The sequence below is a fragment of the Flavivirga sp. 57AJ16 genome (assembly GCF_028736925.1).
In the GTDB taxonomy this organism is placed as follows: Bacteria; Bacteroidota; Bacteroidia; order Flavobacteriales; family Flavobacteriaceae; genus Flavivirga.
The window spans coordinates 72362-87590 of the sequence record NZ_JAQZAT010000007.1 but is presented as its reverse complement, the minus strand read 5'-3'; the positions used below and the strand labels follow the sequence as shown (position 1 = coordinate 87590).

Below are 15229 nucleotides of genomic sequence, written 5' to 3'. Positions count from 1 at the left end.
GATCAAGTATTTGGTCATTATAATATTAATAATGAATAGGACATTTGAAAATAATAATTTAAAAACAGAAGACAATATACTTATTGACCAAGTTTTAAATGGTAATAAAATTGCTCTAGAAAATTTAATAAAAAAACATCAAAATTGGATTTATAATATAGCTATTGCTATGGTAAGTGACCATAACGAAGCAGCCGATATTACCCAAGAGGTTTTAATTAAACTTATAACAAAATTAAGTTTATTTAAAAAAGAAAGTGATTTTAGAACTTGGTTATATCGCATTGTCAAAAATCATTTCTTAAATATGAAAAGAGGGAAGTATGAAGCTAAAGCTATCTCTTTTAATGAATTTGGAGAAGGTCTTGACAAAATTCCTAATGAATCTTTTTCAGGTAATTCTTGGGAGGCAGAAAACAAGATTTTAGTTAAAGAAGCTAAAATAAGTTGCATGAAAGGAATGCTTTTGTGTCTTGATAGAGAACAAAGAATGATTTTTATTATTGGTGAATTATTTGAATTTAATGATAATATTGGAAGTCAAATAATGGAAATTTCTAAAGAAAATTTCCGAGTAAAACTACATAGAGCTAAAAAACAACTTTACAACTTTATGGATGATAAATGTGGGCTGATAAACAAAAAAAATCCTTGCCGTTGTGCTAGAAAAACGGCCGGATTTATAAAAATGGGGTTTGTGGATCCTGTCAATCTTTATTTTCAAAAAAATGTCATTAGTAATATCAATAAAGTAATAGTTAAAAAAGTAGAAACTTACCAAGGTGAATTAATATCAGAATATCAAAAAATTTACCAAGAGCACCCATTTCTAAAAAGTCCCGAAAATTTAGAATCAATAAAAAAAATGCTTTCATCAAATATTGTAAAAGAAACTTTTAATTTTAGCTAATAAGCATAAAAAATAATGCTAAACTTTTTAATTTATCAGAAGAAAGTATATTAAAAACATTATAAATTATTTGAATTTCCTTTACCATAGATTAATAAACATATTAAATATGACCACAAACGAAATTTTAATATGGAATTTTAAAGAAACTAGGAGACGAAGCGAAAAAATTTGGGAAAATATTTCCCCAAATAATTACCATTGGAAACCAGACGATACAGCAATGAGTATTATTGAAATGGTAAGACATGTTCTTGAAGGTGAACATTTATTTCACAAAATAATAGAAAAAAGAGGAAATCTTGGAGATTATGAAACGCCATGGAAAGACTTACCCTATAAGAGTATTGAAAAAGAACTAGAGTTTGCAAAACCATACAGAGAATCATTTATGAATATGATTAAAAATTTTAATACTGAAGATTTTGAGTCTATCATTATTAAACGAACTGAAGTTGGACAAAAGAAAATACTGGGTGACTATTTAAATAGAATAGCTTATCATGAGGCTGTTCATTGTGGGCAAATGTTATCTTATTTAAGAATATTACAAGTTGAAAGGCCCTTAATTTGGGACTAAATTTTATAATAGAAGGTTATAAAAAGTAGTTTGCGTCCTTCTTTAAATTATTTCGTCTTACTATTGAAACATAATTTTTTAATTTAAAATGAACAAAATAGTAAAAGAAATATGGAAAGACTTTAATGATGAACTTAAAATTTTCATCCTAAAGAAAGTTAAAGATGAAGACATAACCAATGATATTTTACAGGACGTATTTATTAAAATAATAGATAATGCAGACAAAATAAAACAAGCTAAAAGTGTACAACAATATATTTATGGTATTGCCCGAAACACCACAATAGACCATTTTAGAAAATCTGCCCAAAAAGCTGTATTTAAAAACGATTCTTCTTTTATTTCTGAAAACGAAATTAAATCTTTAAACACTACTATTGCAGATTGTTGTATTAAACCTTTTATTAAACAGCTTCCTGAAAAATATCAAGTGGCTTTGACCAAATCGGAATTTGATAATATAAGTCAAAAAGATTTGGCGGAACAGCTTAATATTTCCTATTCAGGTGCAAAATCAAGAGTTCAGAGAGGTAAAGAAAAACTGAAAGAACTCATACTAGCCTGCTGCAATTTTCCAAGCGACAGTTATGGAAACTTGATAGACATAGAAGATAATAATTGTAGTTGTGATTAATTTTTTGCGTCTTTTTTAATTGTTCTACGTGTTTAGGTAAACAATTAAATTTCAAAAAAATGAAAACAGAAACAATTAAAGAAGAAATCAAAAAAACCTATGGAAACATTGCAAAAGGCAACATTCAAGTAGGTTGCTGTTCAACAGATGTTGCATGTTGTACTACAGACGAATTTAGCTCTTCAATGGCTGTAAACTACGAAAACATAGAAGGCTATGATAAAGATTCGGACTTATCCTTGGGTTGTGGACTTCCAACAGAAATTGCAAACATTAATAAAGGCGACACAGTTATCGACCTTGGTTCTGGTGCAGGAAATGATGCCTTTATTGCTCGAAGAATAGTTGGTGAAACTGGAAAGGTAATTGGTATTGATATGACCCCGGAAATGGTTATAAAGGCTTTGAAAAACAATCAAAAACTAGGTTATAAAAATGTAGAATTTGTATTAGGCGAAATCGAGGATATGCAAAATATTTCAAGTTCCACAGCAGACGTAGTTATAAGCAACTGTGTTATGAACCTTGTTCAAAACAAAGCTAAAGCATTTAACGAAGTTTTCAGGACTTTAAAAACTGGTGGACATTTTAGTATTTCAGATATTGTTTATGTTGGGTCTCTTCCCAAAGGGATTTTAGAAGCAGCGGAAATGCATGCCGGATGCGTATCAGGTGCCAGTGAAAAAGGTAAGTATTTGGGAATTATCAAATCGGCAGGTTTCAAAAACATTCAAATTAAAAAAGAACGAAAAATAGACTTGCCCGACGATTTGTTATTAAAATACCTAAATCAACAAGAATTGGGCAATTTTAAACAATCGGGTTCTGGGATTTATAGTATAACAATCTATGCAGACAAATTGGAAGAAGGCAGCTGTTGTGAAACAACAGATAGTGGATGTTGTGGAAGCGAAGAAAATACCACATCTGAAAAAATAAGTTGTTGCGGAACGGAATCTAGTACAGAAACTGGGTGTTGTTAACTATTAAATGAGCCATAGTTAGTTTTTATTACTCTCTATGGCTCTACTTCTTTAATATTTTACAAAGCAGCACCTTCCAATAATGAAAATTCTATTTCTAACATTTCGTTCTTGCTAATTTTATTAAGCAGATCTTTATTAAATGTAATATTTGAATTGCTAATGGTATTAATTTTTACAAATTTTTGTGTTGTTCTACTTAAAATTTTGCGTGAATTTTGCTCATCAATTTTTATAAGATTTGCAATTTCTTTATGGCTATAATCAAACCCATATTTTAAAATAAAAATAGCTCTATCAACTTTATTTATCCTTTCTAATTGAGCAATTAGTGGAGAGTGTATAAAATTGTCTTTTTTGATTAAATTAAAATCTGACGAATCACCATTTTCAACTAATGTATTAATTTCCTCTATATTTTGAAATCGATTTCTATTGAACTTTTGTTTAAAAGAGATTGACTTATTAATTGTACTTTTTATTAAATAGTTTTTATAATTTATTATAAGGCTTCTGTCCTTTTGTATAAAAGCTAAAATAACATCTTGAATAACATCCATTGCGTCATCATAAGAACCTAAAATTGAAATGGAATAAGGAAGTAGTAAATCTGGATAGCTTTTTAGAAATACTTTCATTTAGTAACATTAGATTTTTTCTATACCGTAAATTTTTAACAAAAATTAGCTCGAATAGTATTTACTGTTTTTGGTTTATTTTTACTTTCATTGATTAGAGAGGCTATAGCAATACCATAGACACCTGCAGAAATCAATGGATTTATATCTTCTAATTTAATACCACCAATAACCAAGAGCGGGATTGGCTTTTCAAAAGTTTGCCTCTGTGTATCTATCAAATCCTTAATCTGCTGTAAGGATAAAAAATTCTCAATTTCAGGTTTTGTATTTGTTTTACGAAAAGTTCCCAATCCAATATAATCTGCAATTCCATTTGATTGATGAAACTGGACTTCTTCCTCATTATAGGCAGTTGCTCCAATAATTTTGTTAATCCCAAACTCTTTTCTAGCAATCTTATGGTCCACATCCTTATTACCTAGATGAACACCATCCGCATCAATTTCAATTGCAATATCTAGATAATCGTTAATGATTAAAGTAGCATCAAAATGTTTACAAATTTTTTGCGTTTTCAATGCGATATCAAGCATTTCCGCCCTTTCCATATCTTTAAGTCGAAGCTGTACTAAATCAACACCAGCTTCACAGGCTTCGAGTGCCAACTGCTGATGGGTTTTATTGTTCATATTTTGAGTGATATGATGAATTCTGGATATTCTTTTTTTTATCATAACTTATCTGGTTAAGCATTACCTAATAAAGATTTACTACTCAACATATATTGCTATTTTTAATTGGCTGAAAATAGTTTCTTTTTTGTCCATTCGTTTTTTGAACAAAAGTGATTCAATAGCTTTTAATAAGATAGTACAAGATGGACACAAAATGAATATGTCTAACTTATACTATTTAAAATAGTACGATTTACCGTAATTTGTTGTTTTGATAGATTTAAAATAAATGAATATATACATAATTGGTGCTGGGGCCATTGGTAAAACATTGGCTGTTTGCTTGACAAGACACGGAAAAAACGTTCAGCTTATTCGAGGAAGTGTTGACGATGGTAGTTTGTATAGCGAAATGCTAACGCTGACACTTAAATCAGGACAAAATTTAACAGCGAATGTAAGGTTTAATTCTTTAAGTAACTTTACCAAATTTAATGGTCTGGTAGTGCTTACAAATAAATCCTTTGGCAATAGAAAACTTGTTAAAAAACTGAAGGATAAAATTTTCAATACTCCAATTGTTATCTTGCAGAATGGTTTAGGTATAGAAATACCATTTATTGAACATGGTTTTAATGAAATCTATAGATGTGTTCTTTTTACAACTTGCCAAAATATTTCAAAAAATGAAGTTAGTTATAAACCTGTAGCGGAATCTCCCATTGGTATAATCAGACAGAACATTACAGTTTTAGAAGCAATTGTAAAGGAAATGGATACACCTGAATTCAGATTTATTGCTGAAAAACAAATCGATAAAATTATATGGAAAAAGGCCATTGCTAATTGCGTATTCAATTCCATATGTCCCTTATTGGAAGTTGATAATGGGGTTTTTTACAGAAATACAGGAGTCTTTTCTCTAGCCAAGAGAATCATTAAGGAATGTGTACTCATCTCAAAGAAAAAAGGGATTACTTTAGAAGCTAAAGAAATCGAGGATCAGATAATTTTCATCAGCAAAATGTCCGATGGTCAATTCATTTCAACATGGCAAGACATTCAAAATAAAAGGGAAACTGAAATAGACACTCTCAATTTGGAAGTTATAAGAATTGCTAAACAAATGAACCTTGAAGCACAAGTCCAAGAAACAAAGTTACTTGGGGAGTTGGTTAAAATAAAATCAGAATTAAATAGATAGATGTATCAAATATTTTCTCCACCAGAACATTTACGCCATATGATACGCTATTATTGGCTACTTGATTTAAGCACAAAAGGGCAACATGGAGTAACGGAATATATTTTTGCCTATCCTTATGTGAACTGGGTGTTTACACTTGGATCACCATATACTGTTAAAGACAATCAGTCGGGATTACTAGTTATAAAAGACACACGCATTCTAGGGCCAAGAACCAATTTTGCAGAATATTTACACCCCGAAGGAAATCTGGCTTTTGGAGTGACCTTTCAATTTGGAAGTACACGTCCTATTTTCAAAGAAGAAACGAATATATTAACCAACAAAATTATTTTACAGGACGACATTTTACCTCATTATAATTGGTTAACACCTTTTTTTGAAGACGTCCAGCCTGCTATATTTATCAATTCTTTTAACAAACAAATTGAAAAATTTTCTGATGAACAAGATAGTAAAGGACAAGCATTGTGGACACAATTTATAAATCTAATAATTCAAGGTAAAAACTTTTCAACATCGTCTATTAAGATGGCCAAAGCCCTTCAAATAAGTCAAAGACACCTTCAGCGCATATCTATGCAGTATGCAGGATTATCGCCCAAACAAGTACAATCAATGATTCGTTGCAGGTTGGCTATTAAGCATATTCAAAGAACCAGATTTATACCAGATTTTTTTTATTACGGCTTTTATGACCAAAATCACTTTATTAAGGAAGTAAAAAGATGGTCTGGTTATACACCTAAAAACTTATTGCAAATGCTGCCTACTAGTTAAAGATTTTCAAACATTTACTTTCTTAAAAAAGATGTCACAAAAATGTCTATTCAGATGTCTTAAAAGAAAACTAAATTATGAAAATAAAAAAAATAGCCAAAAACTGTATTTTATGCATCCTACTTATTCTTTCAAGTTGTGATTCAGATGATAATAATAGTACAACAATATTAAGTAGTGATAATTTTATTACCGAGTTTGTTTTTACTGCAATTCTCAATGATGAACTTTCACAAGACGTTATTGCCAGTATAGATCAAGAAAACCAAACGATAAGTGCCACTTTTCCAGCAAATACTTCAATAAACTCACTAAAGCCCTCTATTACTATTTCTAATTTAGCTTCGGTAGATCCAGAATCTGAATTAAGTATAGATTTAAATTCAAACATTACTTATACAGTTACGGCAGAAAATTCATCAAAACGGATTTACACATTAGAAACAACTGTTTTAGAACCATTGACAGATAGAGAAATACTCGAAATTTTTTACAATGCTAATCCAAATAATACATTAGATTGGGATTTAAGCTCTAATAATATGAGTAATTGGACTGGTGTAACAATCGTTAATGATAGAGTAACGGAATTAGATTTACATTTTAAGAATATTGAAAATATACCTTCTGAATTTGGAGGATTGACTGCTTTAGAAAAGTTATTTATATACTTTAACCAAATAAATAATTTACCAGATACGTTTGGAAATTTAACGAAATTAAAGGTATTAAATATAGATGATAATAATCTTGGAAATTATCCGGAAATACTTGAAAATCTAACAAGTTTAGAAGCTTTAAGCCTGGGTAATAACCAAATATCTAGCCTTCCTACTAGTATTGGCAACCTTAGTGATGAATTGATAATGTTTAATGTATCTCAAAATAATCTAACTAATATCCCTTCAGAAATTGGCAACCTTACAAATCTTGCCAATATTAATTTTGCATTTAATAATATATCTGACTTACCTCCCGAAATAGGTAATTTAAATCAAGTATGGAAACTAGATTTAAGTGACAATAATTTAGTTCAGTTGCCAACAGAAATAGGTAATATGACAAGTTTAGAGCAATTACATTTAGAATACAACCAACTAACTAGTTTACCCGAAACAATTGGGAACTTAAGTAATCTTGAAGTGACATACTTCAATAACAATCAAATTAATTCAATTCCAGCATCTGTTGGTAGTTTAAATAGCTTGATTATTTTACGGTTAGATAGTAATCTTATAACCAGTATCCATCCCAATATTGGTTTATTACAAAACATTATATCTATAAATTTAAGTGACAATCAAATCTCATCAATTCCTTCAGAAATGGGGAGTCTAAATACGCTTCAGAGTTTGAATTTAATGAACAACAATTTAACAACGATCCCTCAAGAGGTTTGTGATTTAGAATTAACAGGAACATCTATACAGAAAGATGATAATGTAAACTGTTTGTAAACATGGTGTTCTACAGAAAACAATATTAAAAAAGAAGCAAACTGAAACTCATCTATTATTAATACAACAAATATGCTTTAATTATGAACAAAGACAAACAAACAATATCAAAACAAATAATAGTACAAATAATTAACACTTTAATTTGGGCAATAATTATTATTTGGATTTCTAAAGAATTAGATGGTACAAACTATCACAATGATGTTCTCAATATTTTAATATTTGGAGCTACCACTAATTTATTATTAAGTTGGAGTATAAAATTAAGTAAAGTAAAAAAATAAACACAAAACTTATGATAGTTAAAAAAAAAGATGCCCAAATACGAGAGTTTTTAGGCGTAAAATTTGAATTATTAGCCATAGGCGAAAAATCTATGGTTACAAAAATGTTATATAAAAAACATAATAATGTCCCTTATCATGAGCATCCTCATGAGCAAAGCGGCTATGTTATTTCTGGTAAATATAGACTTCAGTTTGGTTCCTATGATGAAATTTTAGAAAAAGGAGATACTTATTCGATTCCGGGTAATACACAACATACACTTGAAATTCTTGAAGAAGGGGAAGTAATTGATTTTTTTAACCCACCAAGAGAAGATTATCTTTAAATTATTTAATTTAATGAAACTACAGATTTTAATCATTATAGCTTTTAGCCAAATAATATTATCTTGTAATAACAACAATCAAAACATGACTTTTAGAGTAGCTAGACATACAAACAACTTATCTGAAATAGAAGCCTTTTATATAAATGTTATAGGGTTTGAAAATTTAGGTTCTTTCAAGAATCATGATGGTTATGATGGTGTGTTTTTAGGATTACCAAGCTCTGATTGGCATTTAGAATTTACATCGACAAAAGAACCAGTTAATCATGAATTTGATGATGATGATCTTTTAGTTTTTTATCCAAGTACTGAAGAGGTTTTTCAAAAAATAATGCAAAATATCAAGATTAATAACATAAAAATAATCAAACCTAAAAACCCATATTGGAAAAAAAATGGAGTACACATTTTAGATCCAGATGGATATGGATTAATTATCAGTGCTCAAAAAACAAATAACCAAGGTTAAATATTAAAAATCAAACCTTGGTTATTGTTATTTTTATTATAAGGCAAATGTTTTTAAAACACCATATGTTTGAAAACCAATTTTACTATATATTTTCTCACCTGATTCAGAAGCTACTAAAACTATATGATTACTTGAATATTTTTTAGCCTCAAATAAAAGTTTATTAGTCATTATTTTACCAAGGCCAAAACCTCTGTAATTTTCTAATGTTCCAATCATATGTAAACCAACATTTCCTAATTCATCGATAAATATAAGCCCACAGCTCACATACTCATTTTTGTATTTCTGTATATATAGTTCTATTGTATTGCTATATTTAATTAAATTCTTAAAAATCTCAAATGGTATGTTGTATCTAAAGGATTTCGAAGCTATTTTAGAAAATAATTTTACTTCTTTATCTGTTTTCACTCTTTGAACAGATTCAAAATTTTCATTTTTATTAGCAATTGATTGAGCATCAAGAACCATTGCTTTTACTTCAGATTTTAAATAGAAATTAGAATCTTTGAGTATTAATTCTAGAAAGTAATCGTCAGGAACACATATAGAGTTTGGAATTTCATCTATCGTAATTTTACTTTTAAGCTTATTTAAATTAATCGATTTAGAATCAATTTTAAATATAGTTTTTGGCCAAGATCCATTTTTAGGCAGTGAATAATAATACTGATTATTCTTAAATAAAAACTGATTCTTATCAGCAACAAACCCCCAAAATTCAAAAAGGTTATTAAATACTTTACTTTTCATACTTATTTATTGTTTTAATTATTATCAATGAAAAACTTCCAGCCAATAAAAAACTTACTGGAAGTGTGTTATTATTATACTTAAGATAATAGTAGCCTATTAAAAGAGAAACCGGAACAGATATTATTGTAGAAATTGCACCAACTAAAGATGATGCTAGTCCAGCAACATGACCTAATGGTTTTAATGCTAATGCACTAATATTTCCAATTAATATTCCATAACAGAAAAATTGAATTAATAATACTCCAAAAAACACGTTTAGACCAATTTGTTCTCCTTGAGCATATTTTAAACTGTAAATTAAATGAAAAACAGACGCTATTATACTTATATATATACTTTTATGAACCAATGATTTCATACTATACCTATCAACCCATCTTCCATTAAAAAATGATGCCAATCCAATACTCAAGGCTAATAATGCAAAATACAGGGTATATTTATTTCCTAGGTTATAATCAAATTCAAAAATCTTTTGTGATAAATTTAGAATACCAATAAACACGCTAGAATAAAGACCCAAAATAAATATAAACCCACAAGATTCTTTATTTTTAATTATTATTATAGCTGCTTTTAAAATTCTAGTGATAGAAAAGAAAACTCTATTAGGCTTCTGTAATGTTTCTGGCATTTTAAAGGCGAATACAATTAGTACTATTAGCGTTAATACTATAAAAAAGAGATAAAGCCATTTCCAATTCATAATTAATAAAAGTGATTTTCCTAACGTAGGTGAAATAACAGGTACCAAAATATAAATCATCATAACATAGGACATTATTTTAGCCATCTTATTACCCTCATATTGATCCCGTACAATTGATAGTACTAAAACTCTAGGAGCTCCTAGACCTAATCCTTGAATGATTTGTCCTATTATAAGTTCATTTAATGAAGACGAAAAAAGAGATTGCAAGCAACCTATAATAAATAGAAACAATCCAATATACATAGCCTTTTTTCTACCAGTAGTGTCAGACAAAGGACCGTATAACATTTGCCCAATAGCTAATCCTAAATATAATAAGGATACAACTGAATGAACTTTATCTGGGGAAGAGGGTTTAAAAGTATCATTAATATTAGAATATGCTGGAAGAAGCATGTTTATAGTTAATGACACTAAAGCCATTAGTGAAGCAATAATAAAAACAAACCCAATATTGTTATCTCTTGTAAGCATTACACAAAAATAGTACCGGGTAAAATCTTAAATCTTAATCCAGATTAAGAAATCAGTTTTTCAATAACCTGTGTCGAATTTTGCTTAAATGCTCTGGTGTTATATTAAGATAGGAAGCAATAACATATTGAGGAACTCTAGTTTCAATATCTCCGTAATTTTGTTTAAAAGTTAAATACCTTTCCTCTGCAGTAGATGTAATTTGATTTAAAGTTCTTTCTTGAAGAGAAATAAAAGCTCGCTGCAACTTCAACCTTATAAACGTTTCAATTACAGGTTGATTGGTATATGCCTTTTCTAGATCTCCCCTTCTAATTTGATAAATTACAGTCTCTTCTATTGCCTGAATAGTTAAAATAGACTCTCTCTTTGTAAAGAAATAGTATAGATTATTAACCCACATATCTTCACTTCCAATATGAATTGTAATTTCCTTACCCTCTGAATCTGTATAAAACACTCTAACTACACCAGTATTTATATACATAAGACAGTCATTTTTTTCTCCAGGTAATAGAATATTTTCATTTTTGAGATAAGACTTCTTTTGAAAATTTGAGGTAAAACTCAACAAATCTTTTTCGTCTATTTCAATTATACTATCAATATGTTTCCTTAAATTATTCATAAAACTAATTTATCAAAAGTAATAAAACTATAAACTAAAATTCAGCAAGAATTGGGTTTTAAACAACTCATTATAGACCTTAATTTGTACTCTAACAATAAAAAAATTAAATGATGCAAATTTTTAAAGACAAAGTAGTTTTTATTACAGGAACAAACAGAGGAATTGGAAAATCATTAGTTAAAGAAGTATTAAATAAAGGCGCAATAAAAGTATATGCGACTTCAAGGGACTTAAGTAAGCTTCCTAACTTTAATGACGACAGAGTTATTCCTTTAAAACTGGATATTACTAATGATATTGAAATAGAACATTGCGCTGAAAAAGCTTTTGACACGCAAATATTGATTAACAATGCTGGTGTATTAAGCCAAGGTAATGTTTTAGAAGGAAGTATCGATAACATGAAGTATGACATGAATATTAATTATTATGGAACTATTAATATGATGCGAGCTTTTGCACCGATATTAGAAAAAAATACTCCAGCAAAAATTATAAACATTGTTTCAATTGCGGCATATTCTTCCCTTCCGTTTATTGCTGGATATGCCGCTTCAAAAGCCGCTCTTTTTTCAGCAACTCAATCAGTTAGAATAGAACTTGCTAAAAAAGGGATTACGGTACATGCTATTAATCCTGGTGCTATAGACACAGATATGAACAAAGGAAGTGACTGGGATATGACATCGCCAAATGATGTTGCAAAAAGCATTCTAAATAAAGTAGAAATGGGGGTTTTGGATATAATACCTGATGACATGGGGTTAGGTATGTACAATGCCTGGAGGGAAGACCCTGAAAATTTAGCCAAAATTTTTCACGATATGTATTACCAAATATGAATCATAAAATAATTTAATTTATAAAACTTATATAGGGTATTAAATTTTTCTTAATACCCTTATTCATTTTAATACTTTCGTAAAGAAAATTAATAAAAAAGCTAAATATTAATGATTAAGCAATAAATGGGTTTCTTTAAGCTTTAAAACAGCATAATTTTGTTTGAATAATATATTTATTATGTCCAATACACAACATGTTAACTATATGCGCATTGCTAATGCTATTGAATATTTAAAATCAAATTTTAAAGAACAACCATCTTTAACAGAAATTGCAAATACAGTTAATTTAAGTCCCTATCACTTTCAGCGTTTATTTACAAATTGGGCTGGAGTAAGTCCCAAAAAATTTATGCAATACTTAAGTATTGAGTATGCAAAACAATTGTTAAAAGAACAACAAGCTACTCTTTTTGAAACGGCTTACGAAACAGGTTTGTCAGGCACCGGTCGCTTACATGATTTATTTATTAATATAGAAGGGATGACACCAGGAGAATTTAAAAATGGAGGAGAAAACCTGTCTATAAATTTTAGTTTTTCTGAATCTCCTTTTGGAAAAATTATTATTGCCTCTACATCAAAAGGTATTTGTCATATGTCTTTTTTTAACAAAAAAACCGATGCCATTAATAGCATCAAAATAAAGTTTCCTAACGCAAAATATCATGAAATAACAGACCTTAATCAGCAAAAGGCTTTATCTATTTTTGAAAATGACTGGAACCAAATAAACGAAATTAAATTACATCTGAATGGAACACCATTTCAAATAAAAATATGGGAGACATTATTAAAGATTCCAACGGGCAATTTAACCACTTATGGAGCTATTGCAAATCAAATAAATAATCCTAAAGCATCAAGAGCTGTAGGCACAGCGATTGGCAAAAACCCTATAGCCTTTATAATTCCTTGTCACCGGGTTATTCAAGCTACAGGAAACATTGGTGAATACATGTGGGGAACTACAAGAAAATCAGCAATAATTGGTTGGGAAGCCGCTAGATTAAGTAGATAAGATTATATGGATAGCTTGAAAAATAAAATTGAACAAGTAAATTGGAATAATATTTCAATAAAAATGCATGAAAAAGGATATGTTATTATTCCAAATTTTTTACCTAAAAAAATAAATGAAGAATTAATTAGTCTTTATAATAACCCTGATGGCTATAGAAAAACGGTAAAAATGGAACGATTTCGTTTCGGCAAAGGGGAATATAAATATTTTGATTATCCATTACCTGCTACTATAAAATTTCTTCGAGAAAACATACATCCAAAACTTGTTCCTATTGCTAACCTGTGGATGAAAGTTTTGAAAGTCGACAAAAAATTTCCAGCAACCTTTAAAGATTTACAGCAAATGTGCCATAACAATGGACAAAAAAAGCAACAGCTCTAATCTTGAAATATAAAAAAGGTGACTTTAACACACTGCATCAAGACTTATATGGTGAAGTTTATTTTCCAATTCAATTGGTTCTCTTTTTAAATGAACCTGAAATTGATTATACTGGAGGGGAGTTTGTATTTACACAACAAACACCTAGAGCACAATCAAAAGCTATAGTGATTAGACCAAAAAAAGGTGACTTACTCATTTTTTCAACAAACTTTAGACCTATAAAGGGCGTTAAAGGATACTATAGAGTTATGATGAAACATGGTGTAAGTGAAATACATTCTGGAAAAAGACATACACTAGGAATAATCTTTCATGATGCCATAAATTAAAATGATATACCATAAATATACTTCAGCAAAACATCTATACTCAAAAATAAAAAATAAAAAAGTTTCATATGGGGGAAACATCAATTTGAAAATTTACGGTAAGCTAAACTGTAAATCAGGTAAAAGAATGAAAAAAGAAAATCGTATATTTTTTTCTTCAAAAGAAGAAGCTTTAATTTTTGGTTTTATACCATGTGGACACTGTATGAAAACAGAATATAATGAATGGAAAAATGAAGTTATTTAAAGGGGAACTTGATTTATCAATAAACCTTCTTCCATTTGAAGGTGTAGTTAATTATTATGGAAAGATAATAAATGAAGATGCCAATATTTATTTGAATCGTCTTTTAAAAGAAATCAAGTGGACAAATGACATAGCTATAATATTTGGAAAAAAAATATTAACAAAAAGAAAAGTAGCTTGGTATGGAGATGAGAGTTACTCTTACACTTACTCAAAACTACAAAAACTGCTCTTCCTTGGACCAAAACCTTATTAAATATTAAAGCTCTTGTTGAAAGTATTTCAGGAGAAAAGTATAACTCCTGCCTTTTAAATCTCTACCACAATGGAAATGAAGGAATGACTTGGCATAGTGACTCTGAAAAAAATTTGAAAAAAACGGAGCAATTGCTTCTTTAAGTCTTGGCGCTGAAAGGAGGCTCATGTTCAAACATAAAAAAACAAATAAAAAAATTCAGCTGGTTTTGGAACATGGTAGCCTTTTAGCAATGAAAGGGGAAACACAAGCTCATTGGCTTCATAGTGTACCAAAAACAAAATTAGTAAACTCTCCAAGGATTAATTTAACGTTTAGATATATAGAATAAATGAATGAAATCATTAGTTTTATAAAAAGTCAAATTTTGGGAATTTGAAATTACAACAAAATGAAATACAAAAATTTTTTCCTCTTTATAAAAATGCATAATTCAAGTTTCTAGGTATATCTAAATTTAATTATAAGGAGCGTTTAACTGAACACTAGCTCGCTTATTTGAAATAGATTTAATAATATATTTATACATTATAACAAAAAATAAAATAATTTCAACCTTAATAAAATTTAGCTTCTAAATAACTATTAAATGCTCATTAAAAATAAATAAGATTTGAAATTATATACTTTAAAATTTTCACTCAATCACAGACCCTAATAAA

General features: G+C 28.9%; 18 protein-coding genes and 2 pseudogenes. 15 read left to right on the top strand and 5 right to left on the bottom strand.

Annotation, left to right across the window (positions count from 1 at the left end):
- Positions 1-31 precede the first annotated feature (31 nt).
- From PQO00_RS09330 to arsM, 4 genes are all read left to right on the top strand, one after another.
- A complete protein-coding gene (locus PQO00_RS09330) occupies positions 32-910 on the top strand; it encodes an RNA polymerase sigma factor (protein WP_274184576.1) in 879 nt (292 codons plus the stop codon).
- A 109-nt stretch (positions 911-1019) separates the two neighbouring features.
- The gene (locus PQO00_RS09325) at positions 1020-1490 is read left to right on the top strand and encodes a DinB family protein (protein ID WP_274184575.1); all 471 of its coding nucleotides are present in this window, start codon (positions 1020-1022) and stop codon (positions 1488-1490) included.
- Between the two features lie 88 nt (positions 1491-1578).
- Entirely contained in the window at positions 1579-2127 is a 549-nt protein-coding gene (gene sigZ / locus PQO00_RS09320) for an RNA polymerase sigma factor SigZ (protein WP_274184574.1), read from the top strand.
- Between the two features lie 59 nt (positions 2128-2186).
- Positions 2187-3110: an arsenite methyltransferase gene (arsM, locus tag PQO00_RS09315; protein WP_274184573.1), complete on the top strand. Its 924-nt coding sequence runs from the start codon at positions 2187-2189 to the stop codon at positions 3108-3110.
- A gap of 59 nt (positions 3111-3169) precedes the next feature.
- Here the strand turns inward: arsM and PQO00_RS09310 are convergent, their stop codons facing one another.
- Entirely contained in the window at positions 3170-3748 is a 579-nt protein-coding gene (locus PQO00_RS09310) for an RNA polymerase sigma factor (protein WP_274184572.1), read from the bottom strand.
- 35 nt (positions 3749-3783) lie between these two features.
- On the bottom strand, positions 3784-4425 hold the full coding sequence (thiE, locus tag PQO00_RS09305) for a thiamine phosphate synthase (protein ID WP_274184571.1): 642 nt from the start codon (positions 4423-4425) through the stop codon (positions 3784-3786).
- A 229-nt stretch (positions 4426-4654) separates the two neighbouring features.
- On the opposite strand from thiE, the gene PQO00_RS09300 reads away from it, so the two are divergent.
- From PQO00_RS09300 to PQO00_RS09275, 6 genes are all read left to right on the top strand, one after another.
- A complete protein-coding gene (locus PQO00_RS09300; RefSeq protein WP_274184570.1) occupies positions 4655-5569 on the top strand; it encodes a ketopantoate reductase family protein in 915 nt (304 codons plus the stop codon).
- A complete protein-coding gene (locus tag PQO00_RS09295) occupies positions 5570-6352 on the top strand; it encodes a DUF6597 domain-containing transcriptional factor (protein WP_274184569.1) in 783 nt (260 codons plus the stop codon).
- 77 nt (positions 6353-6429) lie between these two features.
- Positions 6430-7809 carry a hypothetical protein gene (locus tag PQO00_RS09290; RefSeq protein WP_274184568.1) on the top strand — a complete coding sequence of 460 codons (1380 nt, stop codon included), beginning with the start codon at positions 6430-6432 and terminating at the stop codon, positions 7807-7809.
- 83 nt (positions 7810-7892) lie between these two features.
- Positions 7893-8096, top strand: a complete 204-nt coding sequence (locus tag PQO00_RS09285) for a hypothetical protein (protein WP_274184567.1) — start codon at positions 7893-7895, stop codon at positions 8094-8096.
- 11 nt (positions 8097-8107) lie between these two features.
- Positions 8108-8425: a cupin domain-containing protein gene (locus PQO00_RS09280; RefSeq protein ID WP_274184566.1), complete on the top strand. Its 318-nt coding sequence runs from the start codon at positions 8108-8110 to the stop codon at positions 8423-8425.
- A 13-nt stretch (positions 8426-8438) separates the two neighbouring features.
- Entirely contained in the window at positions 8439-8897 is a 459-nt protein-coding gene (locus PQO00_RS09275; protein ID WP_274184565.1) for a VOC family protein, read from the top strand.
- Between the two features lie 36 nt (positions 8898-8933).
- Here the strand turns inward: PQO00_RS09275 and PQO00_RS09270 are convergent, their stop codons facing one another.
- Genes PQO00_RS09270 through PQO00_RS09260 form a run of 3 tightly spaced genes read right to left on the bottom strand, consistent with a single transcriptional unit; the run spans position 8934 to position 11476 of the window.
- Positions 8934-9656 (bottom strand): GNAT family N-acetyltransferase, encoded by a 723-nt coding sequence (locus PQO00_RS09270; RefSeq protein ID WP_274184564.1) that lies wholly within the window; start codon positions 9654-9656, stop codon positions 8934-8936.
- Complete coding sequence (locus PQO00_RS09265; protein ID WP_274184563.1) at positions 9646-10848, bottom strand: MFS transporter; 1203 nt, start codon at positions 10846-10848, stop codon at positions 9646-9648. Before PQO00_RS09265 ends, PQO00_RS09270 begins: the two co-directional genes overlap by 11 nt.
- Positions 10849-10900: 52 nt before the next feature.
- Positions 10901-11476 (bottom strand): Crp/Fnr family transcriptional regulator, encoded by a 576-nt coding sequence (locus PQO00_RS09260; RefSeq protein WP_274184562.1) that lies wholly within the window; start codon positions 11474-11476, stop codon positions 10901-10903.
- Positions 11477-11586: 110 nt separating this feature from the next.
- On the opposite strand from PQO00_RS09260, the gene PQO00_RS09255 reads away from it, so the two are divergent.
- The 5 genes and pseudogenes from PQO00_RS09255 to PQO00_RS09235 all read left to right on the top strand — a co-directional run bounded on the left by PQO00_RS09255 (position 11587) and on the right by PQO00_RS09235 (position 14898).
- Positions 11587-12321 (top strand): SDR family oxidoreductase, encoded by a 735-nt coding sequence (locus tag PQO00_RS09255; RefSeq protein ID WP_274184561.1) that lies wholly within the window; start codon positions 11587-11589, stop codon positions 12319-12321.
- 181 nt (positions 12322-12502) lie between these two features.
- The gene (locus PQO00_RS09250) at positions 12503-13345 is read left to right on the top strand and encodes a methylated-DNA--[protein]-cysteine S-methyltransferase (protein ID WP_274184560.1); all 843 of its coding nucleotides are present in this window, start codon (positions 12503-12505) and stop codon (positions 13343-13345) included.
- A 6-nt stretch (positions 13346-13351) separates the two neighbouring features.
- A pseudogene (locus PQO00_RS20390) lies at positions 13352-14064 on the top strand (2OG-Fe(II) oxygenase).
- A 1-nt stretch (position 14065) separates the two neighbouring features.
- On the top strand, positions 14066-14311 hold the full coding sequence (locus tag PQO00_RS09240) for an Ada metal-binding domain-containing protein (protein WP_274184559.1): 246 nt from the start codon (positions 14066-14068) through the stop codon (positions 14309-14311).
- Positions 14298-14898 (top strand): annotated as a pseudogene (locus tag PQO00_RS09235) (alpha-ketoglutarate-dependent dioxygenase AlkB). Before PQO00_RS09240 ends, PQO00_RS09235 begins: the two are co-directional and overlap by 14 nt.
- Positions 14899-15229: the final 331 nt, after the last annotated feature.

Bases quoted from the DNA above. Each gene is read 5' to 3' on its own strand.
- PQO00_RS09330 (WP_274184576.1), top strand. From the start codon at position 32: ATGAATAGGACATTTGAAAATAATAATTTAAAAACAGAAGACAATATA.
- PQO00_RS09325 (WP_274184575.1), top strand. From the start codon at position 1,020: ATGACCACAAACGAAATTTTAATATGGAATTTTAAAGAAACTAGGAGA.
- sigZ (WP_274184574.1), top strand. From the start codon at position 1,579: ATGAACAAAATAGTAAAAGAAATATGGAAAGACTTTAATGATGAACTT.
- arsM (WP_274184573.1), top strand. From the start codon at position 2,187: ATGAAAACAGAAACAATTAAAGAAGAAATCAAAAAAACCTATGGAAAC.
- PQO00_RS09310 (WP_274184572.1), bottom strand. From the start codon at position 3,748: ATGAAAGTATTTCTAAAAAGCTATCCAGATTTACTACTTCCTTATTCC.
- thiE (WP_274184571.1), bottom strand. From the start codon at position 4,425: ATGATAAAAAAAAGAATATCCAGAATTCATCATATCACTCAAAATATG.
- PQO00_RS09300 (WP_274184570.1), top strand. From the start codon at position 4,655: ATGAATATATACATAATTGGTGCTGGGGCCATTGGTAAAACATTGGCT.
- PQO00_RS09295 (WP_274184569.1), top strand. From the start codon at position 5,570: ATGTATCAAATATTTTCTCCACCAGAACATTTACGCCATATGATACGC.
- PQO00_RS09290 (WP_274184568.1), top strand. From the start codon at position 6,430: ATGAAAATAAAAAAAATAGCCAAAAACTGTATTTTATGCATCCTACTT.
- PQO00_RS09285 (WP_274184567.1), top strand. From the start codon at position 7,893: ATGAACAAAGACAAACAAACAATATCAAAACAAATAATAGTACAAATA.
- PQO00_RS09280 (WP_274184566.1), top strand. From the start codon at position 8,108: ATGATAGTTAAAAAAAAAGATGCCCAAATACGAGAGTTTTTAGGCGTA.
- PQO00_RS09275 (WP_274184565.1), top strand. From the start codon at position 8,439: ATGAAACTACAGATTTTAATCATTATAGCTTTTAGCCAAATAATATTA.
- PQO00_RS09270 (WP_274184564.1), bottom strand. From the start codon at position 9,656: ATGAAAAGTAAAGTATTTAATAACCTTTTTGAATTTTGGGGGTTTGTT.
- PQO00_RS09265 (WP_274184563.1), bottom strand. From the start codon at position 10,848: ATGCTTACAAGAGATAACAATATTGGGTTTGTTTTTATTATTGCTTCA.
- PQO00_RS09260 (WP_274184562.1), bottom strand. From the start codon at position 11,476: ATGAATAATTTAAGGAAACATATTGATAGTATAATTGAAATAGACGAA.
- PQO00_RS09255 (WP_274184561.1), top strand. From the start codon at position 11,587: ATGATGCAAATTTTTAAAGACAAAGTAGTTTTTATTACAGGAACAAAC.
- PQO00_RS09250 (WP_274184560.1), top strand. From the start codon at position 12,503: ATGTCCAATACACAACATGTTAACTATATGCGCATTGCTAATGCTATT.
- PQO00_RS09240 (WP_274184559.1), top strand. From the start codon at position 14,066: ATGATATACCATAAATATACTTCAGCAAAACATCTATACTCAAAAATA.